The 23603-nt window shown below is 59.8% G+C and carries 21 protein-coding genes and 2 pseudogenes; 5 read left to right on the forward strand and 18 right to left on the reverse strand.

The annotated features are described in order from the left end of the window. Positions 1-651: pseudogene (locus tag G5182_RS01740) on the forward strand (IS3 family transposase); the annotation flags it as partial. 56 nt (positions 652-707) lie between these two features. Here the strand turns inward: G5182_RS01740 and G5182_RS01745 are convergent. From G5182_RS01745 to G5182_RS01830, 18 genes and pseudogenes are all read right to left on the reverse strand, one after another. Further along, positions 708-1547 carry a hypothetical protein gene (locus G5182_RS01745; protein WP_227342231.1) on the reverse strand — a complete coding sequence of 280 codons (840 nt, stop codon included), beginning with the start codon at positions 1545-1547 and terminating at the stop codon, positions 708-710. 324 nt (positions 1548-1871) lie between these two features. Further along, on the reverse strand, positions 1872-2639 hold the full coding sequence (gene exeN, locus G5182_RS01750; protein ID WP_421254141.1) for a GspN family type II secretion system protein ExeN: 768 nt from the start codon (positions 2637-2639) through the stop codon (positions 1872-1874). Then, positions 2636-3127, reverse strand: coding sequence for a GspM family type II secretion system protein ExeM (exeM, locus tag G5182_RS01755; protein ID WP_042083641.1), 492 nt, complete (start codon positions 3125-3127; stop codon positions 2636-2638). Before exeM ends, exeN begins: the two co-directional genes overlap by 4 nt. Next, positions 3124-4308 carry a GspL family type II secretion system protein ExeL gene (gene exeL / locus G5182_RS01760; RefSeq protein WP_421254142.1) on the reverse strand — a complete coding sequence of 395 codons (1185 nt, stop codon included), beginning with the start codon at positions 4306-4308 and terminating at the stop codon, positions 3124-3126. The genes exeM and exeL overlap by 4 nt, the downstream gene beginning before the upstream one ends. A gap of 122 nt (positions 4309-4430) precedes the next feature. After that, positions 4431-5432, reverse strand: coding sequence for a GspK family T2SS minor pseudopilin variant ExeK (gene exeK, locus G5182_RS01765; RefSeq protein ID WP_421254143.1), 1002 nt, complete (start codon positions 5430-5432; stop codon positions 4431-4433). Between the two features lie 112 nt (positions 5433-5544). Beyond that, positions 5545-6192 (reverse strand): annotated as a pseudogene (gspJ, locus tag G5182_RS01770) (type II secretion system minor pseudopilin GspJ); the annotation flags it as partial. After that, positions 6189-6548, reverse strand: a complete 360-nt coding sequence (gene exeI, locus G5182_RS01775) for a GspI family T2SS minor pseudopilin variant ExeI (protein ID WP_101529815.1) — start codon at positions 6546-6548, stop codon at positions 6189-6191. The pseudogene gspJ and the gene exeI, both read right to left, overlap by 4 nt. Next, a complete protein-coding gene (exeH, locus tag G5182_RS01780; RefSeq protein ID WP_421203077.1) occupies positions 6545-7117 on the reverse strand; it encodes a GspH family T2SS minor pseudopilin variant ExeH in 573 nt (190 codons plus the stop codon). The genes exeI and exeH overlap by 4 nt, the downstream gene beginning before the upstream one ends. Before the next feature lie 47 nt (positions 7118-7164). Further along, positions 7165-7596: a GspG family T2SS major pseudopilin variant ExeG gene (exeG, locus tag G5182_RS01785; RefSeq protein WP_005338297.1), complete on the reverse strand. Its 432-nt coding sequence runs from the start codon at positions 7594-7596 to the stop codon at positions 7165-7167. Positions 7597-7693: 97 nt separating this feature from the next. Then, entirely contained in the window at positions 7694-8914 is a 1221-nt protein-coding gene (gene exeF / locus G5182_RS01790) for a GspF family T2SS innner membrane protein variant ExeF (protein ID WP_005338296.1), read from the reverse strand. A gap of 1 nt (position 8915) precedes the next feature. Continuing rightward, entirely contained in the window at positions 8916-10421 is a 1506-nt protein-coding gene (gene gspE, locus G5182_RS01795) for a type II secretion system ATPase GspE (RefSeq protein ID WP_421254144.1), read from the reverse strand. Continuing rightward, positions 10421-12460 carry a GspD family T2SS secretin variant ExeD gene (exeD, locus tag G5182_RS01800; protein WP_227342243.1) on the reverse strand — a complete coding sequence of 680 codons (2040 nt, stop codon included), beginning with the start codon at positions 12458-12460 and terminating at the stop codon, positions 10421-10423. The genes gspE and exeD overlap by 1 nt, the downstream gene beginning before the upstream one ends. A 21-nt stretch (positions 12461-12481) precedes the next feature. Further along, positions 12482-13324, reverse strand: coding sequence for a GspC family type II secretion system variant ExeC (gene exeC / locus G5182_RS01805; protein WP_321537286.1), 843 nt, complete (start codon positions 13322-13324; stop codon positions 12482-12484). A gap of 221 nt (positions 13325-13545) precedes the next feature. Then, entirely contained in the window at positions 13546-14232 is a 687-nt protein-coding gene (exeB, locus tag G5182_RS01810; RefSeq protein WP_227342246.1) for a GspB family T2SS assembly factor variant ExeB, read from the reverse strand. Next, entirely contained in the window at positions 14232-15800 is a 1569-nt protein-coding gene (locus G5182_RS01815; protein ID WP_227342248.1) for an ExeA family protein, read from the reverse strand. The genes exeB and G5182_RS01815 overlap by 1 nt, the downstream gene beginning before the upstream one ends. 377 nt (positions 15801-16177) lie before the next feature. Next, the gene (locus tag G5182_RS01820; RefSeq protein WP_216953163.1) at positions 16178-17299 is read right to left on the reverse strand and encodes a beta-ketoacyl-ACP synthase III; all 1122 of its coding nucleotides are present in this window, start codon (positions 17297-17299) and stop codon (positions 16178-16180) included. 54 nt (positions 17300-17353) lie between these two features. Continuing rightward, complete coding sequence (locus G5182_RS01825) at positions 17354-18517, reverse strand: vWA domain-containing protein (RefSeq protein WP_216953164.1); 1164 nt, start codon at positions 18515-18517, stop codon at positions 17354-17356. 3 nt (positions 18518-18520) lie between these two features. Then, positions 18521-19363 carry an AAA family ATPase gene (locus G5182_RS01830; protein WP_216953165.1) on the reverse strand — a complete coding sequence of 281 codons (843 nt, stop codon included), beginning with the start codon at positions 19361-19363 and terminating at the stop codon, positions 18521-18523. 159 nt (positions 19364-19522) lie between these two features. Here G5182_RS01830 and cysK point away from each other — a divergent pair, with 159 nt between their 5' ends. The 4 genes from cysK (at position 19523) to crr (ending at position 23517) form a co-directional block, all read left to right on the forward strand. Next, the gene (cysK, locus tag G5182_RS01835) at positions 19523-20491 is read left to right on the forward strand and encodes a cysteine synthase A (protein ID WP_047440293.1); all 969 of its coding nucleotides are present in this window, start codon (positions 19523-19525) and stop codon (positions 20489-20491) included. A gap of 440 nt (positions 20492-20931) precedes the next feature. Continuing rightward, complete coding sequence (locus G5182_RS01840; RefSeq protein WP_005338266.1) at positions 20932-21189, forward strand: HPr family phosphocarrier protein; 258 nt, start codon at positions 20932-20934, stop codon at positions 21187-21189. Between the two features lie 46 nt (positions 21190-21235). Continuing rightward, complete coding sequence (gene ptsI, locus G5182_RS01845; RefSeq protein ID WP_216953166.1) at positions 21236-22963, forward strand: phosphoenolpyruvate-protein phosphotransferase PtsI; 1728 nt, start codon at positions 21236-21238, stop codon at positions 22961-22963. Positions 22964-23007: 44 nt separating this feature from the next. After that, positions 23008-23517 (forward strand): PTS glucose transporter subunit IIA, encoded by a 510-nt coding sequence (crr, locus tag G5182_RS01850; RefSeq protein ID WP_216953167.1) that lies wholly within the window; start codon positions 23008-23010, stop codon positions 23515-23517. The last annotated feature ends 86 nt before the right edge of the window (positions 23518-23603 follow it).

Here is a 23603-nt window from a genome sequence, read left to right on the forward strand (position 1 = left end):
AGTTGGGGTATCAGATTGGTCGATTCAAAGTACGTAACCTGATGAAGGAAGCCGGTCTGGTATCCAAGCAACCGGGCGCTCATCGCTATCAGGTCGCTCGGTCTGAACGACCGGGCATTCCCAATCTGCTGGCCCGCGAATTTGATGTCCAGCAACCCAATCAGGTGTGGTGATATCACCTACGTCTGGGCAGGTGGTCGTTGGTATTACCTGGCAGCGGTGCTTGACCTGTACACCCGGCGGGTCGTGGGCTGGGCGATGTCTGATAAACCTGATGCAGAATTGGCAATCAAAGCACTGGAGATGGCCTATCAGTAGCGGGGTTGCCCATCCGGTGTGCTATTTCACTCCGACCAGGGCAGCCAATATGGCAGCCGGGCATTTCGGCAACGACTGTGGCGTTATCGCATAACCCAGAGCATGAGTCGTCGTGGAAACTGCTGGGATAACGCCCCGATGGAGCGACTGTTCAGAAGCCTGAAGTCAGAGTGGCTCCCGGCTATGGGATATATGAGCTTGCGAGAGGCGAAACGAGATATCAGTTATTACCTGATGGATGACTACAACTGGCGGCGTCCACATCACCACAATGACGGGATACCGCCAGCAAAAGCCGAAGAATGGCCTAACCAAGTGTCCGGATTTAGTTGACCACTACAGTAACACTAAAGAGATCTGTCAGGAGGTATTACACTGAGCGGCCACCTTTACTCTTTTTGCTGTAGTTGACGGATGTAGGTGCCAGGTGTCAGGCTTTTCAAGCGATTGCGCAATATCCTGTGGTTAAGCAGATCTTCAAACTCAAGTAATACGGCTCCCAGACTGAGACGTTTGTCAAAACGCTCACCAGCCAGAATGGCAGTCAGTGGTTGAGAGAATGCGGTTGAGTCGAGCAACCCACTGGATATCGGTAAAGAGGCAGAGGTCACCGACGTGCATAGCCTGTTGGCCAACGCCTCTACTTCGGGGAGTGGACTGGTGACCTCAATGCTCTCGATCGGGTAGGGCAACTCATTTTGCAAATAGTTGGTGAAGCCATTAAGGATCTGCTCTTTCTCTTCCGGGGCACAGAGGGCAAATGAGATATGGCCGGTCAATTGCTCCGTGAGCACCAGCAGCAAAGGCTGACTGGCTGCGATGACAGTTGGGAGATATAGCGCATCCAGCCACACGTGACCCAATCCAGATGCAGGGTCAGGCTTTTTCAACCGATCTTGTTGGTATTTTTGCAGACAGCGGCTCAAACCTGCCCGCGAGACATCGGCACGGATCAGTAAACGGGTGACCTCCAGCAGTTCATCAAGAGAGAGATGCAGCCGATGGCGAAGAAACAATACCAACCACTCCTGCTCAGGCTGCAGTTTGCGATGGATTGTGCGGGGTCTGTGGGATTTGTCATAGCAATCATCACGATTGCGCCAGCGTCTCACCGTATCTATCGAGATGTTCAGCTCCTCGGCAAGAGCTGCATCTGATTTGCTGGAGGTCTGGATATATTTGCGAGTCCGGGGCGTTGTGGTTGCGTTCTGGTGCAGCTTTATTTCCATCTTGCGTACTCTTGGACTAACCGTGCTGGCCGGGCGAAAAGAGCGATGATTATATCGTAATAAAGCGAGTCTGGTACATCGACCACGGATTGGGCGGTGAAGCAGATCCTGGCCTGGAGATAAATAGTCAAGAATTGGTTCCTGCTCACATTTCACTACGAACACAAGCTGATGGAGATTGGGCGTGACGGGAATGCGTTGCTGCTTTTTCAGTAGGAAGGCCCTTATTGATGATTGCCGGTGTGTGAACGCAGTGGGGGGACCCAGGAGTCAGAGCCTCCCCCGTCGACCCCGGAGTGGCTCCGGGGTCGACGGGGGAGGGTATTAGATTCGCCCCTGGTAGCGCAGGGGGAAGCGGCCCTGACTGTCGGGCTGACCGAGGAAGGGGAGTCCTTGTTGCATCTGCGGTGGCAGTTCCGGGCCCGGTTTCAGGGTGCCCTGGAACAGGTATTGGCCATTGGGTTGCAGCTCGAGGCGACCCATGGTCTGCACCGCATCGGAGCCCTGCTTGAGTTCGGCCACCAGTTTGGAGTCGAGGCAGGTGAGTTTCAGCTCGGGGTCGGCCAGATCCAGCTTGCCCGCCGGGGTATCGGCGCTGGCGTTGTACCAGTCGAGGTTGCCGTAGAGGTTGTCACACCAGGGGGTGCCCTGGGCAAATTGCTCCACTTTGAGCTGCAGTTGGCCGCTGACGGTGAGCGGGATCGGCAGGCGCATCGGCACCCGGCTCAGCAACCAGGGGGCGGGGGCGTTGAGGGTCAGATCCCGGCCGAAGGCGGCGCCATTCCAGCCGACAACGCCCTGACCATTGAGTCCGTTGCGATCGCCAAAACGTATGGCCACTTCGGGGGCGAAGCGCAGCAGCGACCAGCCGTTGAGATCCCAGCGCAGCTGGTTCACCGATTCGCTGGCATATTGCAGCCGGGCAATCTGGCCACTCCAGAGGGTGCCGCTCACCCCTTCCAGTTTCAGCAGATTGGCAACGTTGGCAGGCAGCGGCAGATGGCGAGCCACCAGTGCCGCGGGCAGGGTGGCCAGCAGGAAGAGCAGATAGGCGGCCAGAAACAGGCTGGCAATCAGGATGCGTTTTTTCATTGTGGACGACTCAACTGCAAACGTCTGACCTTGACCAGACCCGGGGCCAGATCCTCGCGGGCGATCTCGATGATTTGAACCTGAATACCGTGCTGCTCCACCAGCGTGGAGAGCCAGAGCAGCAAGTCATCGAACTGGACCGTGTCGATCCACACTTGCAGCTCCTGCGCCTGGGGTTGCAGCCGGGCAATCTTGATCTTGTGGTTGAAGGCGGTGCGGTTGACCACCCCTTCCAGGGTGCCGCTGGTATCGATCTGGCGACCCGAGCCCCCTTGCATGGCCAGCACCTCTTCCCCCTTCTCCTTGAGCCAGGCGAGGGTCTGCTGCTGGTTCTGCACCTGCCGCTCCCGCTCTGCGATGCGGTTGGCTATGGGCTGCCAGACGCTCCAGTAGAAGAGACCGACCAGCAGCAGAACGCCACCCGTGACCACCAGCCGCTGTTCCCGTGCGGTGATGCCGTGCCACCAGCTCTGCAATTTTTCCATCATGATGATTTACCCTTGAGCACCAGTGCGCCCTCTACCTTGCCCTCGGTGCTGCGCACCTCGCCTTGCTGTACCTCGAATTGCTTGCCAGCCAGCTCACGGAACCGCTCGATCTCGGCAAAGCCGGGAGCGGTCACCTGCAGCCTCAGCTCGTGGCGACTGGCATCAAAGCGCATCACCTGCGGCTTGAGGCCGGGTACTTCGGCAAAGGTGGGGGCCAGCTCGGTGAGCATCAGCAGTACGCCGTTTTGCGGGGCTTGTCCCATCTGTTGCAGATGCTGGGTCATCTGGCTGCGCACGTTCACGATGCGGCTCTCACCCGGGAAGATGCGGGTATAGACGGCGCGGATCTCCGCTTTCAGCGCCTTGTCCTGCTCGGTGAGCTGATAGAGTTGCACCCCGCGCTGGCCGAGGGCCACCAGCAGCAACAGACCCGCGGTGATGGCTACCTTGCGCCACTGCAACCAGTAGCGGGCATATTCGGTCTGCGGCCGGTAGGGGCCGGTCAGCAGGTTGGCGCGGCAGGTGAGGGCCCCCTTGGCCAGCAGCAGCATGGGCAGCTCGGGCTCCGCCGCCTGCCAGTTGGCGGCTGCAATGGCGGGCACCGGGGTGTGGCTGTGGATGGTGACTGGCTCGACTTCGGTTGCCAGCAAGATGGCCAGCAGCGGTTCGTCGGCGACGATCCCCTGACAGGGCCCCTGGCGTACCAGCCACTCATTGCCGAGTTGCAGCGCAGACCAGCCATCAGCGGCCTGTGGCAGCGCCAGCACATCGGGCAGCAGTTGCAGGCTCTTGAGGCCAGCGGCATCGAGCCAGCCGAGCCACTCGCCCATCTTCTGCCGATCCACCGCCATCAGGTCGACCTGTTGCCCTTCGTGGGCCAGCACCACCAGATGGAGCTCGTCCACGTCGGAGGCGATCTGCTCCTCCAGCAGGTAGGGAAGGGCCGCCGCCGACTGGCGGTTGTAGCGACCCGGCAGGGTGACGCGCCGGAAGATCAGATCGCTGCCCGGCACTAGGGTGACCACGGGGCGGCCACCGGCCCGCTCCTGCAGCTCGCCCAGGGCATCGGCCGAAGGCAGGGTGCCGGAGGCGATGATCTCCTGCTCCTGACCGGACCAGACCAGCCAGGCCACGGGTTGTTGTTTATTGGTCCCCAGTCGGATGACCAGACTTTCGCTCACGCATCTCTCTCCTGCGATACCGGTTTGCAAAGGGCGTTGTGCGCCCTGGCAACCGGTGCGCAGCCCGCAGGCTGCATCCAACATCTCTCGTACCCGCGGGCGAGGGCCCGCCGGTGCGCTGTTTATTCGGCGCCACTACTGAGGCGGCGCAGCATCACCAGTTTATTGTCCTTGCCCCGCTGGAACAGGGTTTCGAGCCAGGCCCGGTTGTCGCCGACCTCGGCCACGACTCGGGCTTCGAAGAAGTCGCTTTTCACCACCAGTGCATCTTTCAGCCCTTTCACCGAATCGACCGGAGCGAGCATGTCTGTCATCAGCTTGCTCTCTTTCCACCCCTTCTGTGGCCGCTCGTTCAGTACTCGCTTGGCATCATCCAGCCCGATAGTGCCCAGATAGAGGGCAACCAGCAGCTCGGGGCGCTGGGTGGCAAGGGTATTGATATTGATCTTCAACTTGTCGTTGGGCAGGGTGCAGACGTAGGGGGCCAGTTTGGCATAGACCCTTGCCGTCACCCCGCGCACCGCCCGCAGCTCATCCTTGCCCAGCATCCACTGGTTGGCGGTGAGGTAGGGGGGCTTGAGCCCCTCGTAATAGGCGTCCTCTGCGCCAAGGCTGGAGACCAGCACCGTATCCTTGTCGGTCCAGTCACGGATGGCATCGGTGAGCTGGGCCGCCTCGTAATCATCCATCGCCAGCTGTTTGAGCAGTTCGCGAAACACCTGCACCGGATAGGGCTGCTGCGCCAGCTCCTCGCCGCTCCCCGCCTTGGAGGCCACGCTCAGGCTGTTGAGGTTGAAGCAGGATTGCAGGTCGGTCACCTCGCCCTTGAGCTGGCCATCGTCCAGCGGAAACACAGTGTTCTTGCGGGCCCAGTTCTGGCTGAGGTTGACCACCTCGGGGTTGTCCTTGAAATCCTGCGTCAGCACCTTGCTCACCAGCGCTTCCGCCGAGAGGGCATACCACCACGCCTGTTTGCCTGTGGTGATGTTGGCGGTACGGCGCAGCTCAAGCTGCAGGCGGCCGCTCATATTGCTGGCGATGATCACCATCACCGAGAGGATCAGCAGCACCACCAGCAGCGCCATGCCGCGCTGGCGGCCGGGAGCGGCGAGATTAGCCCGCATTGGCGCCCCCTCCGTTCTGGCTGTCACCATTACCGCCATTGGTATTGCCGTTGCCGCCGTTGTTCCCGTTATTGCTGTTGTTGCCGCCCCCCTGGTCGGGGTTGCTGCTCTGGCTATTCTCTTCGGCGCGCTGGCCACCGGCACCAATCAGGAACTGGCGGCGAATGGTGCCGTAATCTTCCAGATCCAGCTCCACTGCCAGCCCGTGGGGCAGCACGCTGCGCTGGGTCCACTCCTCTTTCCAGTTGCCCTTGTCGAAGAAGTAGAGGCGAAACGCCGTGACTCCCGCCAGCACCGGTTGGATGCGCGGCTCGGTGCCGATCACCGGATCCGGATAGAGGTAGCTCAGGCGCTCCAGCTTCTGATCCTTGAGACGCCAGCCGACCCGTTGCAGATGGGAGCGGGGCAGCATGCCGTCCGGGTTGAGCCAGCCGCTGCGCATAAAGGCCATGCCCCAGTCATCGCTCTGCTGGCCGAACCGGGAGGCCGCCAGCAGCACCTTGTTGTTCTCTCCCTCAATGCGGCCGCTGCGCGGCACCATCTGGGTGATGTCTCGCTCCAGCAGGGTGAAGGCGAGTTGCAGTTCGTTGAGGCGGGCCTCCTTGCGCTTGGCCACCTCGTCGCTGGTGAGCACCCCTTGCAGCACCTGATAGGCGCCCATGCTGAGAGTGGCGAAGATAGCGATCGCCACCAGCATTTCGAGCAGGGTGAAACCGGCATGGCGGACGGGGCGAGGCGTGCGGGCAACGTGCTGGGTCATCGGCTGATATAGGTCCGCATCATGGCGACCGGGTTATCGGCCTTGGCCTCGGTACGCACTTCCATATCGAGCGCCCGGAAGTTGTTGTCGGCGGTGGCGACGCCGCGATAGCGCCAGTACCAGGTGCTGCCCGCCATCTGCTCATCCCCTTCCACCCAGCTGTCGCCGGGCCACTTGTTCTCGAGCTTCTGTTGCACCAGCTGGTTCTCTACCACCCAGGTGGCGAGTGTCTTCTGCTCCAGATAGTTGAGGGCAGAGAGGTGTTCGCTGGCGGTTTTCATTACCGCGAGACCCGCGATGGCAAAGACTGCCAGCGCCACCATGACTTCGAGTAGTGTCATCCCGCGGGCGTTCATTCGCTCACCTCTTCATCTTCATCGCCGGTGAGCAGGGTGAGGCGGCCGAACTCGTCCCCTTTGACGATGCGGGTGTAGCGGGCATCGTCATCCTGCTGGGTGAAGGTGAGCACGAACGGGCTCAGCTCGCCGCCCGGGAAGATCAGTAGCTGCGGCGTGCGCTCCTTCTCGTCGCGCTTCTGTTCGGTTTTCTCGTCGGAGTCCGGCTGCCAGCCAAAGCCTTCCAGCTCCAGCGCCAGCGTCATGTTCTCGGCCAGTTGCACCGGCCCCAGCTGCTTGTCGCCAGTCAGGGCCAGCCACTTGCGATCTTTGGCCTGACGCTGCATAAACTGCCAGCCGTTATCCTCGATGCGAATGCCTACCAGCCGACCATCCATCACCGCATACTCCTGCGCCAGCTGCAGCGTCGCCATCAGGCGACGCGCCTGCTTGTCCAGCTCCCGATCTCCTCTGGCGCCTCCCATGCTGAGGGTGACGGCGGTGGCCACTAGTCCCATCAGCATGGCGACCAGCAACACTTCCAGCAGAGTAAAGCCTGATTGGCGACGGGCAGATGGAACAACCCTCATTCAGGCTGCTCCAGCAAGGCGGAGTGAATGCGCTGGCGACATATCACTTATTGGAAATCCTTCAGGTTCCAGTTGCCGATGTCATCATCGGTACCGGCTTCACCATCCAGACCCATGGAGAAGATGTCGATCTTGCCGAACTGGCCCGGGCTCAGCAGTTGGTACGGGTTGCCCCAGGGATCTTGCGGCAGGCGCTTGATGTAGCCGCCATCGCGGTAGCTGCGCGGTGCCGGATCGATGGAAGGCTTGGTCACCAGCGCGTCCAGGCCCTGTTCTGTTGTCGGGTAGCGGTTGTTGTCCAGCTTGTACATGTCGAGGGCGTTTTCCAGCGCCACGATATCGGAGACCGCTTTCTGCTGGTCAGCTTTCTCCTTGTTGCCCATCAGGTTGGGCACCACCAGACTGGCCAGAATGCCGAGGATCACGATGACCACCATGACTTCCAGCAGGGTAAAACCGGATTGACGACGTTTGTTCATGAGTTGCTCCGTAACGAATGAGATGGGATGGCCCATCAGAGAGTGATCACTGGGTGGGTTCGACGGGCCGCCAGCGGCGCCACCGAACACCGGAAACTTACATATTCACCATATTGTTGAGCTCGAGGATCGGCTGCAGGATCGACATCACGATAAACAGCACCACCCCGGCCATGGAGACCACCAGCATGGGTTCGAACACCCCGAGGGCGATATTGACCTGGGATTCAAACTCCCGATCCTGGTTGTCTGCAGCCCGCTCCAGCATGCTGTCGAGCTCGCCGCTCTGCTCGCCGGAGGCGATCATGTGCAGCATCATGGGCGGGAAAATCTTGGTCTCGGTCAGCGACTTGCGCAGACTGGTCCCCTCGCGCACCCGTTCGGCGGCCTCAAGAATGCGCATTCTGGCAAAGTCGTTGGAGAGCACTTCGCCGGAGATCTTCATCCCCTCCAGCAGCGGTACCGCACTGGCGTTGAGGATGCTTAACGTACGGGCGAAGCGGGCGGTGTTGAGACCGCGGCTGACCCGGCCAATCACCGGCAGGCCGAGCAGCACCTGATGCCAGCGTCGGCGACGCTTTTCATCGGTGAGCCACCAGCGCCAGACAAAGCTGCCAAGGAAGATCAGCAGCAGGAACCAGAGGCCGTAGGCCTGCATCAGTTCGCTGGTGCCGATGAGAAAACGGGTGGTGCCCGGCAGCTGCTGGCCCATGTGTTCAAACTGGGCCACTACCTTGGGTACCACGGCGGTGAGCAGGATCGATATAACCCCGATGGCGACACAGGTGAGCACGATGGGGTAGATCATCGCCTGCAGCAGCTTGGTGCGCATATGCTGGCGCTGCTCTGTGTAGTCAGCGAGACGGTTGAGCACCTTCTCCAGATGGCCCGATTTTTCACCGGCCGCCACCATGGAGCGAAACAGCTGGTCGAATACATGGGGAAAGGCCCCCAGCGAGTCGGCCAGCGAATAGCCTTCCACCACCTTGCTGCGCACGGTCGCCACCAGAGAGCGCAAGTGAGCTTTTTCGCACTGCTCGGCCACCGCCTTGAGCGCCTCTTCGATGGTGAGGCCGGCCCCCACCAGAGTGGCCAGCTGGCGAGTGATCAGGGCCAGCTCGGCTGTGCTGGCGCCACGACGGAACAGGGCGAAGCGGGTCGCCTCCCGTTTTGCCTTCTCGGTGGTCTCGTTCACCTCGAGGGGGGTGAGCCCCTGCTCGCGCAGCAGTTGGCGCACCTGACGGGCCGAGTCACCCTCCATCACGCCGCTCTTGCTGCGCCCCTTGTTGTCGAGGGCCTTATATTCGAATGCCGCCATCTCAATCTTCCCGGGTCACGCGCAGTACCTCTTCGAGGCTGGTCTGCCCCTTGAGCACCTTGTCGATACCGTCGCGGCGGATGCTGGGGGTGTGGCCGCGGATCAGCCGCTCGATGGCCATCTCGCCGCTGGCGCCGTGAATGGCTTCACGCACCGCCTCGTCAACCACCACCAGTTCGTGGATGCCGGTCCGGCCACGATAGCCGGTGTGGTTGCACTGTTCGCAGCCCACCGGATGCCAGATAGGCTGATCAGGTTCCAGTGTGATACCCATTGCAAGTCGCTCCTGCTCGGTGGGCGGACGCGAGGCGCGGCAATCGGGGCAGAGGGTACGCACCAGCCGCTGGGCCAGCACCGCCAAGAGCGACGAGGAAAGCAGGAAGGGCTCGATCCCCATGTCCCGCATCCGGGTGATGGCGCCGATGGCGGTGTTGGTGTGCAGGGTCGACATCACCAGGTGACCGGTCAGTGACGCCTGCACCGCAATCTGGGCGGTTTCAAGGTCACGAATTTCCCCCACCATCACTACGTCCGGATCCTGGCGCAGAATGGCGCGCAGGCCGCGGGCGAAGGTCATGTCCACCTTGGTGTTGACCTGGGTCTGGCCCACCCCTTCGAGGTCATACTCGATGGGGTCTTCCACCGTCAGGATGTTGCGATCCCGCGAGTTGATTTCTGACAGCGCCGCATAGAGGGTGGTGGATTTACCGGAACCGGTCGGGCCGGTGACCAGAATAATGCCGTGGGGCTTGCGAATAAGCTCGCTGATGATGCTGCGGTTGGCCGCGGTCATCCCCAGCTGCTTGAGCTCGAGGCGCACGTTGTTCTTGTCGAGCAGACGCAATACCACCCGCTCGCCGTAGCTGGACGGCATGGTGGAGACCCGCACGTCGACGGCGCGGCCGCCGATACGCAACGAGATACGGCCATCCTGCGGTACCCGCTTCTCGGCAATATCCATCCGCGACATCACCTTGATCCGCGAGACCAGCAGTGATGCCAGCTTGCGATGGGGGCGCAGGATCTCCCGCAGTACCCCATCGATACGAAAACGGATCACTAGTGCCCGCTCGAAGGTCTCGATATGGATATCGGAGGCCTCCTCCTTGATCGCCTCGCTCAACATGGCGTTGATGAGGCGAATGATGGGGGCGTCGTCATCGGCATCCAGCAGATCTTCGCTTTGCGGCAGCTCTTCGGCCAGGGCGAAGAAGTCCATCTCGTTGCCGAGATCTTCCATCAGCTGGCGCGCTTCGGAGGAGTCGCGCTGATAGTGGGCCATCAGCAGCTCTTCGAAGGCCTCGTTGTCGAGCTGCTCCACCGCGAAGCTGCAACCCGCTACCCGCCGAACTTCCAGCAGGGCCTGCGGGGTGACGCCGGGGCGGCACTGCAGCACGGGAGCGCCGTCCCGCTCAATCAGGATCACCCCGAAGTTGCGGGCAAAGGCGAAGGGCAGCTCCGGCAGCGGGGACGGCAACTCGCCGCCATCAAGATGGTAGGCACTCATCAGGGACGGCTCTGCACAAAGGGGGTGGTGCTGTCAGCAGTGTTCTGCTGGCGGCGTTTTATCTGCTCCATCTGATTTTCCACTTCCTGCCGGATTTCGGGTGACATCATCACATCCTGGCCATAGACGGGCAAAACCTGACGGGCGGGCGAGGTGAGATACCCCTCCTGGGCGGCAGCATTGAGCTGTTCGGCGCGGAACAGGCTGTACTTGTTACTGGAGACGCCGGTATAAACCTCCGCATCACGCAAGATGGTGGGCCGGATAAAGACCATCAGGTTGCGCTTGTTGGTGTTGGTGCTGGTGGAGCGGAACAGGTAACCCAGTACCGGGATATCGCCGAGTAACGGCACCTTGGAAACTTCCTCCTTGGTCTGCTCATCCATCAGGCCACCCAGTACCACTGTCTCGCCACTCTTCACCAGTACGGCGTTTTTCACCGTGCGGGTATCGAAGGTGGGGCCTAGTCCCTTGGTACTGTCTGATACGACCTTGGCGACGCTGGAGACCTCCTGCTCGATGTTGAGCAGTACCGAGTCCCCTTCGTTAATCTGCGGCGTAACCGTCAGCTTGGTGCCCACCGTCTTGCGCTCTATGGTGTTGAACACCTGATCGCTGGTGGTGGAGCTTTGTGAACCGCTCTGCACCGGCACCTCCTGTCCGACATTGAAGGAGGCCTCCTTGTTGTCCATGGTGACGATACTCGGGGTTGAGAGAATATCGCTCTTGGTATTGGAGGCGAGCGCCGTCGCCAACATGGCCCAATCGCCGTGATAGAAACCGGCGGCCATCCCGTTAAAGCTCCCAAGCAAGTTGGTAGCTGTCTCGGTATTGCCATCCTGGTAATCCTTACCGGCTGCGATGGCTCCGCCAATGGGCAGTGTTGTGTTGGTAAATTGGGTGCCGCCAGCGTTGGTGTTGGCCCACTGCACGCCCAGATTGAGGCCGTCACTGTCGGCAATTTCGACGATGATCGCTTCTACCAGCACCTGGGCGCGACGGATATCGAGCTTGGCCACCACCTGCTCCAGTTCCGCCATCACATCCGGCTGGGCGGTGATGACCAGGGCATTGGTTGCCTCGTCGGCAGAGATGGCCAGCTTGCCACCGCCGATGCTGGCGCCCCCTGTGGTTGCTCCGCCCCCCTTCTTGTCAGCCTCGATGCTGGAGCTGACCCCCTTGAGCACATCGACCATATCCTTGGCCTTGCCATATTTGAGATAGAAGACCCGGGTGTTGCCCTGACTCTGCAGGTCGCGGTCGAGCTGGCGAACCATCTGGATGATGCGGGCGCGCGCTTTCGGCTCACCGCTCACCACCACCGAGTTGGTACGCTCGTCGGCCACCACCTTGGGCGACAGCAACAGGGAGGCGGTGCCCCCTTGTGGATTGCCATCCTTGTTGAGGTTGGTCACCAGCCGCACCATCTCGCCGGCCGAGGCATATCTCAGTTTGATGATGTCCACATCCTGATCGCCTGCGCGGTCGACCCGGTTCACCACTTCCACCAGACGGTTGACCACGGCGGCGCGGCCGGTGATCAGCAGTACGTTTGATGGCTCGTAGTGCACCACGTTGCCCCCACCGGCGTTGTCGTTGAGCTGGCGCAGCAGGGGAGCCAGTTCACGCACCGAGACGTTGCGTACCGGCACGACTCTGGTCACCATCTCGTCGCCCACTCCCGGGTTATTGCCATCCACCACCGGAATGGCGGAGGTTTTGGCATCCCGCGAGCGCAGCACCTTGAGCACGCCGTTATTCATCGGCACCACGGCAAAGCCGTAGACATCGAGCACACTCAGGAAGAACTGGTAGTACTGCTCCTCGTTGAGCAGGTCGTAGCTGCGCACGTTGATCTTGCCGCGCACCGAGGGCTCTATGATGATGGTCTTGTTGAGGTTTTTGCCCACCGTATTGATAAATTCTTCGATGTCGGCGTTCTTGAAGCTGGCAGAGTACTCGGTGGCCCAGGCTGAGCCCGCCATCATCAGTGCCGCTGCGATAGTGGCCAGACGCCAGCCTTTCCCTTTAGTGGTCATTATTGGTACGACTCCAAATCATTATTCTGACAAGCGCACATAGACATCGAACTGTTCGCCCTGCCGCTCGACGGTCACTGTCATTTCCGTTGCGCTAGCCAGCTGCTGCATCGCCTGCATGGCTTGCATGTTGTCACGCAGATCCAGTCCGTTGATGCTGATGGCCAGATCATTGGCCTGCAGCCCGCTCTGGTTGAAAAATTCCGGATTGTTGCCCGGGTTGAGGCGATAACCGGCCATGCGGCCATCCATCTGAACCGGTGAAATATTGAGGTAATCAGTGATCTTGCCCGGATCAGCCATCAGCTCGCTGCGCAGAGAGCCAAGGAGAGTGGTATTTGTTGTTTGCGGTAGCGGCTTGCCATACTCCTCGCCATCCAGCATCAGGGTCTCGTCGCGGCCATCCCGCTCTATGATGACTCGATCCGGATAGACCTGCCGGATCCGCGCTTGGGTGCCGTCAATCATGTCGCCAACCCCGTAGGAGTTCTGGATGCCGGACATGGCGATGATGGCGATGGATTTGGCCGGATCCGAGCTTGCCAACACCCCGTTGAGCTGGGCATTAAGCTGGGTGCGCGGCGCATTGGCGGCCACGGCGGTTTTTGCCTGCGCCTTGGGGATCGCCTTGCCAAACAGCGCCAGTCGGCTCACCTCGCCCAGTTCAAGGCGCGGGCTGCTTTGGCCGCTGACCGCCACGGTGGAGGGTTGCCACGGCTGGTTGGATTGCGGGTTTGCCAGAGTGAGCAAGCGCCAGGTGAGGGCTGCGCTCTGCTGGGCCAGCATCAGCAGCAGCACCAGAAAGAACACTCCGGTGACGCGAGTCAAAGGAAGCTGTCGGCACCGGGCCAGCAGCAGGGTCAAGATGTCATCCCTGAATCGTAGCGTCATATTAATCAACAAATTCCAGGCTCTGGGGCGGCTGCGTATTGTGTACGGCTGCGTGCTGTGACACAACGGGTCGGGGCGCACCAAACCGTAAAAATGGATATTTCATCACACCGTAAACCTTTGAATGCTCATAAAAGTGGCACTCAGGCGAGGTGCATCCTGCTTGCCAGCGATTATCAGGGGAAGGTGTGTACTCACCCTTGCCAATCCTGCAACGCCTTGAGGGTTACGCTCTGGCCTCCGATATCCAGCACAATGTACTGCTGGTCGATGGTGGCGAGCACGACCCCGGGGGCTATCTCGCTCCCTTCCCGGTATTCGCGGCCATTGAGCACCACGGCCCGCTTGGCCGGATTGGATGAGAACACATGGGAGCCATAGCTGAATGCGGGCACTTGCTGGCGAACCGAAAGCGGAGCGGCATTCAGCGACATCAACTGGGTCGGCTGCACGCTTTGGGAAACTGTACCCGATTCCTGTTGCAGCGGTGTTTCGTTGAGGGCGCGCATCAATTGTTCGGCCAAGGTTGGTCGACTGGCTGCCGGATTGCTGGCAGCCGCTGCGACCCTGGGCTGCTGCACTACAGGTTCCGGCAGGGGCGGGGGCAGCGGACGGGTCACCATCGCCTTGGGCTCAACCCGCACGAAGGGGGAGGCAATCACCTCTTTTACCTCCACCTTCTCCTCGATGGGACGCAGGTGGATTAGATGCCAGCCATAGTTGGCACCCGCCCCCAGCAGCAGGGCAAGGGGGGCCAGCAGCCAGCCGATACGGCGCGCGGGTTGCGTCTCTTCGCGGGCTACTGCCAGCCCCATGGCGGGAATATGGCTCTGTTGCGAAGGCTGCTGGGCACGGCGCAGAGCATTGAGCAGGGTAGACATCAGGAGGCCTCCTCCAGTCTTGGCATGGGTTCGCCGGAGAGAGCGTTGAGCCGCAGCAGGGTGTTGCTGCCGGCGATGCCATCAGGGGTGAGCCCCTGATCCCGCTGGAACTGCTGCAGTTTGGTCTTGAGCTCGCCATCGAAACGGCGCACCTTGCGTTCGGGTTGTTGCAATGCTCGACTCAGGGCGTTGTCGAGCCACTGGATCTGGGTCTGTCCGGCATTGCTGGCGATCAGGCTGACGCCCCCTTTCGGCATGCGCCAGAGCAGGGTATAGCTGCCACCCCAGTTGTCGGTGAGCCACTGGCGATCCACTTGCCAGCTCTGGTTGCCGATCATCAGGCTGGCCTTGCTTGGCCCCAGATTGACCAGGGTGGCGTAATAGAGACCGCCATTCTGGTCAGTGAGCGTGATCATGGCGGGATGCTGCAGGGCGCGCAGCTCCTCGAGGCTTGCCTCTCCCTCCTGGCAGCGCAGACCGGCGCGAGGGGCGTTGTCACAGGTGGCATCGAACGGTTCCGGTTCATAGCCCCAGACCCGATAGAGATTCTGCATGGCGCTCTCGGGGTCGAGGGCCTGATTGATGGCCTCGGTCAACTGATCTTGTTGTTCGGCGGTCTCGTCAACGGTGACAGGCACCTCGACCTTGACCACAGGCCGTTCGGGGAATACGCCGAAAAATTGCCAGCCCCACCAGCCTGCTGCTACCAGCAAGGCGCCAGCCAGTGTCACCATCAGACCGGAAAGCCAGCTTCCCTCATCACGGACGCCGCTCACCTCGAACGCCGCCTGGCTGATGTCGCCATGGACAATCTTGTAGCTGCCACGGGCGAAGGCTGCGAGCAGGGCGCGATCGCAGATGAGGTTGATCAGGCGCGGAATGCCGCCGGAGAGCCGATGCAGCGTCTGGATCGCTCTGGGGGTAAAAATGGGCTGCACACAACCGGCTACTTGCAGCCGGAAGCGGACGTAGGCATCCACATCGGTGGCGGAGAGGGGCAGCAGGTGGTAGCGGGCGGTGATGCGCTGGGCCAGTTGGCGCAACAGGGGCAGGCGCAGCATCTGTTGCAGTTCGGGTTGGCCGATCAGCACGATTTGCAGCAGTTTTTTCTCGTCGGTTTCCAGGTTGGTCAGCAGACGCAACTGCTCCAATACCTCGGGCAACAGATGTTGGGCCTCATCCACCAGTACCACGCTGCGCTTGCCTGCGGTCAGGTTGGCCAGCAGGTGGTCGCGGATAAGGTCGAACAGTTGCTTGATCCCGGCCTCGGCGGGGTAGGTGAGTTGAAACTCGTCACAGATGGCGGCCAGCAGATCCCGTTCGGTCAGGGAGGGGTTGAGGATGTAGGCGATCTCGGTCTCTGCTGGCAACTGCTGCAACAGGCAGCGGGAGACGGTGGTTTTGCCGGTGCCCACTTCGCCGGTCAGCAGCACAAAGCCGCCACCATCCTGCAATCCGTAGTTGAGGTGAGCAAGGGCTTCGCCGTGGCGCTCACTCATATAGAGGTATTTGGGATTGGGCGAGATGGAGAAAGGCGGTTCCGATAGGCCGAAGAACTGTGTGTACATGAGGGGATTCTTTTGTAGCCGGCGACAGATAAGAAATGTCTCCGGATGATAGCAAACCTCGAATTCATTGGAAGCCATCATTGGCAAAGGATGACAAATTGCAGCCTTTTCCTGTCATCTTGTGATCCAGATATCGCCCCGTTGCACCATGGTACTCAAAAATTGCAACCAATCTGAAAAATAAGTTTTTCATCAATGGCTTGTCGGTATGCGTTGTCACAGTAGTACGGTGTTTTCGGATCAATAGTCATGGTCTGGCCACTATTTATGCCCGTTTTCTCCTCTCGTAAGGGTGAACCGAGAGCGGGGCTAGCGGCGAAACAGCGCCAAACCCCAATCAGAGTACAGGGCGCGGGCCACTCTCCCCGCGCACTCTGTTACTGTCGTTGTAGCAGCAGGCTACCGATGGAGTAGCCAGCGCCAAAGGAGCAAAGTACGCCGCGGGCCCCCGCAGGAAGGTCGCGATTGTACAGATGAAACGCGATGATGGAACCCGCCGAGCTGGTATTACCATAGCTATCAAGAATGACCGGCGCCTCCTGCTGGCTGGCATCGTGACCCAGCAGCTTGCGACCGATGAACTGGTTCATGGTGAGGTTGGCCTGATGGAGCCAGAGCCGGTTCAGGCTCTCGGCAGGCCAGCCCTGCTCATCGAGCTGGTTGGCTATCTGGTCGCACACCAGCGGCAACACCTCCTTGAACACCTTGCGCCCCTGCTGGCGAAACAGCTTGTCGTCGCCGTAGCGGGTGCGCGGGCTCAGCCGGTTCAGAAAGCCGAAGTTGTTGCGGATGTTGTTGGAGTACTGGGTCACCAGCTTGCTGGCCACCAGTTGCCACGGATTGGCCACCTTGCAATCGGCCTCCCGCTCCAGCAGCACCGCGGTGCAGGCATCGCCGAAGATAAAGTGACTGTCTCTGTCCCGGAAATTGAGGTGTCCCGAGCAGATCTCCGGATTGACTACCAGCGCCAGTTTGGCGGTGCCTGCCGCCAGCATATCGGCGGCTGTCTTGATGCCGAAGGTGGCAGACGAGCAGGCCACGTTCATGTCAAAGGCCATGCCGCTCGCCCCCAGATAATGCTGCAGCTCGATGGCCAGCGCTGGGTAGGGGCGCGGCATGTTGGAGGCGGCGACGATGACCAAGTCGATCTCTCCCGGCTCGCGACCGGCGGCGATCAGTGCCTGCTCGGCGGCGGCCACCGCCATCTCCACCATGATGGAGGGCATCTCATCGGGCCGCTCCGCCAGCAGCGGTTGCATGATATCGGGATTGAGTACTCCCTCGCGGCTCACCAGATAACGGCTCTTGATGCCGGATGCCTTCTCGATGAACTCGCAGCTGGAGTGCTGCTTGGCGGGAAGCTGGCCGGCATCGATGGCGGAGGCGTTCTCCTCGTTGTAGAGATCCACATACTGGTTGAAGGCGGCCACCAGCTCTTCATTGCTGACGGCAAAGGGTGGGGTATAGAGGCCTGAGCCACTGATCACGATAGAGGTCATCTTTGCTCCTCGCCGGGTGCGTTCCCGGCTTGTCGGTTTATAGGGTAGAGAGGGTTAGAGCTGGTTGATCGCCGCAGCGAGACCCGCCAGGGTCAGCGGATGCATCCGTCCGCCAACCACGTCATTCATCAGTTTGATGGAGGGATGCCAGAGCCACTCCCGCCGCGGGGTGGGATTGATCCACACCAGTTTGGGAAAGTGCTGCTGCAAGCGGGTGAGCCACACCTGACCCGACTCCTCGTTCCACTGCTCGACACTGCCGCCCGGCCAGGTGATCTCGTAGGGGCCCATGGTGGCATCCCCCACCAGGATCACCCGGTAGTCGCTGCCATAGGTGCGCAGCAGCCGCAGGGTATCGAACCGCTCCTCAAAGCGGCGGGCGTTATCCTTCCAGACGAAGTCGTAGAGGCAGTTGTGAAAATAGAAGTACTCCAGATGCTTGAACTCGTGGCGCAGGGCGGAGAAGAGGCGCTGCACCTCGGCCACGTGGGCATCCATGGAGCCTCCGACATCGAAAAAGACCAACAGTTTGACCCCGTTGTGGCGCTCGGGCCGCAGCTTCACATCGAGCCAGCCCTGGCGGGCAGAACTTTTTATGGTGTCGTCGAGATCCAGCTCGTCGGGATTGCCTTTGCGCACCCAGCGTCTTAGCTTGCGCAGCGCCAGCTGGATGGCGCGCTGGCCTAGCGGCGAGTCGTCGCTGAAGTTGCGATAGTGGCGGGCCTCCCACACCTTGGTCGCCTTGCCGTGCTGCCCTTCTCCACCCATGCGGATGCCCTCGGGGTGAAAACCGCCGTGGCCAAACGGGCTGCTGCCACCGGTTCCCACCCACTTGTTGCCACCGGCGTGGCGCTCTTTCTGCTCGCGTAATCGCTGGTTAAGGGTTTCCAGCAGCTTGTCGAGTCCGCCGAGGGATGTGAGCAGCGCCTTCTCCTCTGGGCTCAACAGCCGTTCGAACTCCTTGCGCAGCCACTCCTCGGGCAGGCTCTCCGGCAGCAGGGGGATGGCTTCCAGCCCTTCGTAGTATTCGGCGAAGGCGCGATCGAAGCGATCGTAGTGGGCCTCGTCTTTTACCAGCAGGCAGCGGGAGAGTTGGTAGAACTCGTCCATATCGGCAGCGACCAGCCGGGCTGCCAGCGCGGCGTGCAAGTCCAGCAGCTCACGCAGGCTGCAGGGGAGCTTGTGGCGGCGCAGGTGGGTAAAAAAGTCGATCAGCATGGGTCAGCTGCCGCGCCGGGCCAGAAAGGCGAGCTTCTCGAAGAGATGCAAATCCTGCTCGGTCTTGAGCAGGGCGCCATATAGCGCGGGCACCAGCTTGCCGGGCTCGCGGGCGCGCATCGCCTCGGGGGCGATATCGTCGGCCAAGAGCAGGCGGATCCAGTCCAGTAGTTCCGAGGTGGAGGGCTTCTTGCGCAGCCCCTCTACTTCGCGCAGTTCGAAGAAGAGCTCCATTGCCTCGCCAAGCAGGCTCTCCTTGAGGTCGGGGTAGTGGAGTTTGACGATGGCCTGCATCTCGGCCTTGTCGGGGAAGCGGATGTAGTGGAAGAAACAGCGGCGCAGGAAGGCGTCCGGCAGCTCTTTCTCATTGTTGGAGGTGATGATGACCACAGGCCGCTGGCGTGCCTTGACTCGCTCGCCGGTTTCGTAGACGTCGAACTCCATCCGATCCAGCTCCAGCAGCAGATCGTTGGGGAATTCGATGTCGGCCTTGTCGATCTCGTCGATCAGCAGCACAGGTCGCTGCTCGGAGCTGAAGGCCTGCCACAGTTTGCCTTTACGAATGTAGTGGCTGATATCGGCCACTCTGGGGTCGCCGAGCTGGGAGTCCCGCAGCCGGGCCACCGCATCATATTCGTAGAGTCCCTGTTGGGCCTTGGTGGTGGACTTGATATGCCAGGCAATGAGGTCGGTGCCGAGATGGTCGGCGACCGCTTCCGCCAGCACCGTCTTGCCGGTGCCCGGCTCCCCTTTGATCAGCAGCGGTTTTTCGAGGGTGATGGCGGCATTGACCGCCATCTTCAATGCATCGGAGGCGAGATACTGGCTGCTTCCTGAAAATCCCATAACGTCGGTTCCTTTGACGATTGGCGCCCGGAGTCAGGGGCCAGAGAGAATAAGCTCTATATGTTGTAATACCATATGGTTATAACGAATAGTCACTTCTCATTCAGAAACCACAGGGTAATCTTGTTTCATCGTCGTAACAAACACAGGGATAGCGCCATGAGCAAAATTTTTGAGGACAACAGCCAGACTATCGGTCACACCCCGCTGGTTCGTCTCAACCGTGTTACCAAAGGTCGCGTGCTGGCCAAGATCGAGAGCCGCAACCCCAGCTTCAGCGTCAAGTGCCGTATCGGTGCCAACCTGATCTGGGATGCCGAGAAGCGCGGCATCCTGACCAAGGGTAAGGAGATCATCGAGCCCACCAGCGGCAACACGGGCATTGCTCTGGCCTTTGTCGCGGCGGCTCGCGGCTATCCCATCACCCTGACCATGCCGGCCACCATGAGCCTGGAGCGCCGCAAGCTGCTCAAGGCGCTCGGTGCCAATCTGGTGCTGACCGAAGGGCCGCTCGGCATGAAGGGGGCCATTGCCAAGGCCAACGAGATCCTCGAATCCGAGCCGGGCAAGTATGTGTTGCTGCAACAGTTTGAAAACCCGGCCAACCCGGAGATCCACGAAAAGACCACTGGCCCCGAGATTTGGGATGCCACTGACGGTGAGGTGGATGTGTTCGTGGCCGGGGTCGGTACCGGTGGCACCATTACCGGTGTCTCCCGCTATCTGAAGAAGACCCAGGGCAAGGCGGTGGTCTCTGTCGCGGTCGAACCGGCCGAGTCGCCGGTCATCAGTCAGAAGTTGGCCGGGGAAGAGATCAAACCGGGCCCCCACAAGATCCAGGGGATCGGCGCAGGCTTTATCCCGGGCAACCTGGACCTCTCCCTCATCGACCGGGTGGAGAAGGTGACCAGCGATGAAGCCATCGAGATGGCCCGCCGCCTGATGGAGGAGGAGGGGATCCTGGCCGGTATCAGCTCCGGTGCTGCGGTGGTGGCTGCCAGCCGTCTGGCCGAGCTGCCGGAATTTGCGGGCAAAACCATAGTGGTCATTCTGCCGAGTGCGGCGGAGCGTTACCTCTCCAGCGCCCTGTTTGCCGGGGTGTTCAGCGAGCAGGAACTGCAGCAGTAACTGATCGGAATCTTTCAAAACAGCGGCGCTCCCAGGAGCGCCGCTTCTTTATGGGCTAGACTCAACCCCTGTTAGTGTCACTTGATCCTTATTTTTTGGGGTAAAATAACAAGTTCCGGAGTGAGAAAAAAAGCAGACATTCCGCTCTAAATCTCATATCCTGTGCGGCGTCACGCGGTGTTTGCTGGCTGGGTATCACAAAGTAACAAAGTGTTATTTTTCGTTATAAAATAATTTCAGGCCAGTCCTGATGCGGCTTGTAGCCCAATAACTGAAAATTGCCAACCAGCGCGCCGATTACTGCACAGAAACTTGACCTGGATTAAACCATTGCGGGTCTGCTTTCGTTACTTTACAACATATCCATACTGACACGGTGGGTCAGGTTGCTTCAAAAACGACCAATCCACCAAAAAATATCAATAATATGGGGTGAAACCATGTACGAGAAGTCTGTTGTTATTACTGCTGAAAACGGCCTGCACACCCGTCCGGCAGCTCAGTTCGTGAAAGAAGCCAAAGAATTCCAAAGCGAGATCACTGTGGTCTCCGGTGGCAAGTCCGCCAGCGCCAAGAGCCTGTTCAAGCTGCAGACCCTGGGCCTGACCAAGGGCACCAACGTAACCATCCAGGCTGACGGCCCGGATGCCCAGCAAGCTGTTGAGAAGCTGGTTGCCCTGATGGACGAGCTGGAGTAATCCAGCTTTAGATTCCTCCCCCACAGTCGTTTTAATAGGAAGGATTATGATATCTGGCATTCTTGCGTCCCCCGGTATCGCATTCGGTAAGGCGCTTCTTCTTAAAGAAGATGAAATCGTTATCAATCAGGGCAAAATCTCTGCTGATCAGATTGATGGCGAGATCAACCGTTTCCTCGAAGCTCGTACCAAGTCAGCTGCCCAGCTGGAAGCCATCAAAGAGATGGCCGGTCGCACCTTCGGTGAGGAAAAAGAGGCCATCTTCGAAGGCCACATCATGTTGCTCGAAGATGAGGAGCTGGAAGGGGATATCAAATCCTTCATCAAAGAGAACAAGGCATCCGCCGACAAAGCCATCTATGAGGTGATCGAGCAGTACGCCAAGATGATGGCCGAGCTGGATGACCCCTATCTGCGCGAGCGCGCTACCGACTTCCGTGACATCGGTACCCGTCTGGTGAAGAACGTGCTGGGCATCGCCGTTGTCAACCTGAGCACCATCGACGAAGAGGTGATCCTGGTCGCCAAAGACCTGACCCCGTCTGAAACCGCTCAGATCAACCTGAAATATGTGCTGGGTTTCGTCACCGATATCGGTGGCCGTACCTCTCACACCTCCATCATGGCCCGCTCCCTGGAGCTGCCGGCCGTGGTAGGCACCAACGACATCACCGAGCGCGTCAAGAACGGTGACATGCTGGTGCTGGATGCGATCAATAACCAGATCATCATCAATCCGACCGCTGAACAGCTGAACGAAGCCAAGAAGTTCCAGGCTCAGTTCCAGGCCGAGAAAGATGAGCTGGCCAAGCTGAAAGATCTGCCTGCCATCACGCTGGATGGTCACCAGGTCGAAGTGTGCGCCAACATCGGTACCGTCAAGGATACCGAAGGTGCCATCCGCAATGGCGCCGAAGGCGTGGGTCTGTACCGTACCGAGTTCCTGTTCATGGACCGTGACGCGCTGCCGACCGAAGACGAGCAGTTCAAAGCCTACAAAGAAGTGGCCGAAGCGATGCCGGATCAGCCGATCATCGTGCGTACCATGGACATTGGCGGCGACAAAGAGCTGCCGTACATGAATTTCCCGAAAGAGATGAACCCCTTCCTGGGCTGGCGTGCCGTGCGTATTTTCTTCGACCGCGAAGACATCATGCACGCTCAGCTGCGGGCCATTCTGCGTGCGTCTGCCTTCGGCAAACTGCGCATCATGTTCCCGATGATCATCTCTGTCGAAGAGTTCCGTAGCCTGAAAGCTACCGTGGAGACGCTGAAAGCCGAACTGCGTGCTGAAGGCAAAGCCTTTGATGAATCCATCGAAGTGGGTATCATGATCGAGACCCCGGCCGCTGCCGTGATGGCTCATCATCTGGCCAAGGAAGTGGATTTCTTCAGTATCGGTACCAACGACCTGACCCAGTACACCCTGGCTGTCGATCGCGGTAACGAGATGATCTCCGCTATGTACAACCCGCTGTCACCCTCCGTCCTGACCCTGATCAAGATGGTTATCGATGCGTCCCACGCCGAAGGCAAGTGGACCGGTATGTGTGGTGAACTGGCTGGTGACGAGCGCGCCACCCTGCTGCTGCTGGGTATGGGTCTGGATGAGTTCTCCATGAGCGCCATCTCTGTACCGCGTATCAAGAAGCTTATCCGCAACACCAGCTTCGAAGATGTGAAGGCAATGGCTGACCAGGCATTGAGCTTTGCCACCGCTGCTGAAATCGAAGCGTGCGTAGATAACTTTATCAAGCAGAAGGCAGTCTGCTAAGATCGGCTGCAAACAGCGACAAATCATCTCTAGGAGCTTTTACTATGGGTCTGTTCGACAAACTGAAGAAACTGGTGTCCGACGATAGCGCTGATACCGGCGGCATCGAAATCTTCGCTCCGCTGTCTGGCGAAATCGTGCCGATCGAAGATGTGCCTGACGTTGTCTTCGCCGAGAAGATCGTGGGTGACGGTATCGCCATCAAGCCGGCTGGCAACAAGATGGTTGCTCCGTGCGATGGCACCATCGGAAAAATCTTCGAGACCAACCATGCGTTCTCTCTGGAGTCCGACTCTGGTATCGAGCTGTTCGTTCACTTCGGTATCGACACCGTTGAACTGAAAGGCGAAGGCTTCAAGCGTATCGCTCAGGAAGGCCAGCAGGTCAAGCGCGGTGATACCATCATCGAATTCGATCTGGCCGTTCTGGAAGCAAAAGCCAAATCTACCCTGACTCCGGTGGTCATCTCCAACATGGACGAGATCAAAGAGCTGGTGAAGATGACTGGTGCCGTGACTGTGGGCGAGACTCCGGTTATCCGCATCAAGAAGTAATGGTCGGCTGGCCTATGCCAGTTGCCGCAGTAAAAAACCGAAGCCTGGTGCTTCGGTTTTTTTATGGTTGCGTGCGAGCTTCCCTT

It is taken from the genome of Aeromonas sp. 600948 (assembly GCF_049174875.1).
GTDB classification, from domain to species: Bacteria; Pseudomonadota; Gammaproteobacteria; order Enterobacterales; family Aeromonadaceae; genus Aeromonas; species Aeromonas veronii_A.

Excerpts from the sequence above, each read along its gene's own strand:
- exeB (WP_227342246.1), bottom strand. The coding sequence starts at position 14,232 with ATGTCTACCCTGCTCAATGCTCTGCGCCGTGCCCAGCAGCCTTCGCAA.
- G5182_RS01840 (WP_005338266.1), top strand. The coding sequence starts at position 20,932 with ATGTACGAGAAGTCTGTTGTTATTACTGCTGAAAACGGCCTGCACACC.
- G5182_RS01745 (WP_227342231.1), bottom strand. The coding sequence starts at position 1,547 with ATGGAAATAAAGCTGCACCAGAACGCAACCACAACGCCCCGGACTCGC.
- crr (WP_216953167.1), top strand. The coding sequence starts at position 23,008 with ATGGGTCTGTTCGACAAACTGAAGAAACTGGTGTCCGACGATAGCGCT.
- exeN (WP_421254141.1), bottom strand. The coding sequence starts at position 2,639 with ATGAAAAAACGCATCCTGATTGCCAGCCTGTTTCTGGCCGCCTATCTG.
- exeM (WP_042083641.1), bottom strand. The coding sequence starts at position 3,127 with ATGATGGAAAAATTGCAGAGCTGGTGGCACGGCATCACCGCACGGGAA.
- cysK (WP_047440293.1), top strand. The coding sequence starts at position 19,523 with ATGAGCAAAATTTTTGAGGACAACAGCCAGACTATCGGTCACACCCCG.
- exeD (WP_227342243.1), bottom strand. The coding sequence starts at position 12,460 with ATGACCACTAAAGGGAAAGGCTGGCGTCTGGCCACTATCGCAGCGGCA.
- exeH (WP_421203077.1), bottom strand. The coding sequence starts at position 7,117 with ATGAGGGTTGTTCCATCTGCCCGTCGCCAATCAGGCTTTACTCTGCTG.
- exeK (WP_421254143.1), bottom strand. The coding sequence starts at position 5,432 with ATGCGGGCTAATCTCGCCGCTCCCGGCCGCCAGCGCGGCATGGCGCTG.
- G5182_RS01820 (WP_216953163.1), bottom strand. The coding sequence starts at position 17,299 with ATGACCTCTATCGTGATCAGTGGCTCAGGCCTCTATACCCCACCCTTT.
- gspE (WP_421254144.1), bottom strand. The coding sequence starts at position 10,421 with ATGAGTGCCTACCATCTTGATGGCGGCGAGTTGCCGTCCCCGCTGCCG.
- G5182_RS01815 (WP_227342248.1), bottom strand. The coding sequence starts at position 15,800 with ATGTACACACAGTTCTTCGGCCTATCGGAACCGCCTTTCTCCATCTCG.
- G5182_RS01830 (WP_216953165.1), bottom strand. The coding sequence starts at position 19,363 with ATGGGATTTTCAGGAAGCAGCCAGTATCTCGCCTCCGATGCATTGAAG.
- G5182_RS01825 (WP_216953164.1), bottom strand. The coding sequence starts at position 18,517 with ATGCTGATCGACTTTTTTACCCACCTGCGCCGCCACAAGCTCCCCTGC.
- exeG (WP_005338297.1), bottom strand. The coding sequence starts at position 7,596 with ATGAACAAACGTCGTCAATCCGGTTTTACCCTGCTGGAAGTCATGGTG.
- ptsI (WP_216953166.1), top strand. The coding sequence starts at position 21,236 with ATGATATCTGGCATTCTTGCGTCCCCCGGTATCGCATTCGGTAAGGCG.
- exeI (WP_101529815.1), bottom strand. The coding sequence starts at position 6,548 with ATGAACGCCCGCGGGATGACACTACTCGAAGTCATGGTGGCGCTGGCA.
- exeF (WP_005338296.1), bottom strand. The coding sequence starts at position 8,914 with ATGGCGGCATTCGAATATAAGGCCCTCGACAACAAGGGGCGCAGCAAG.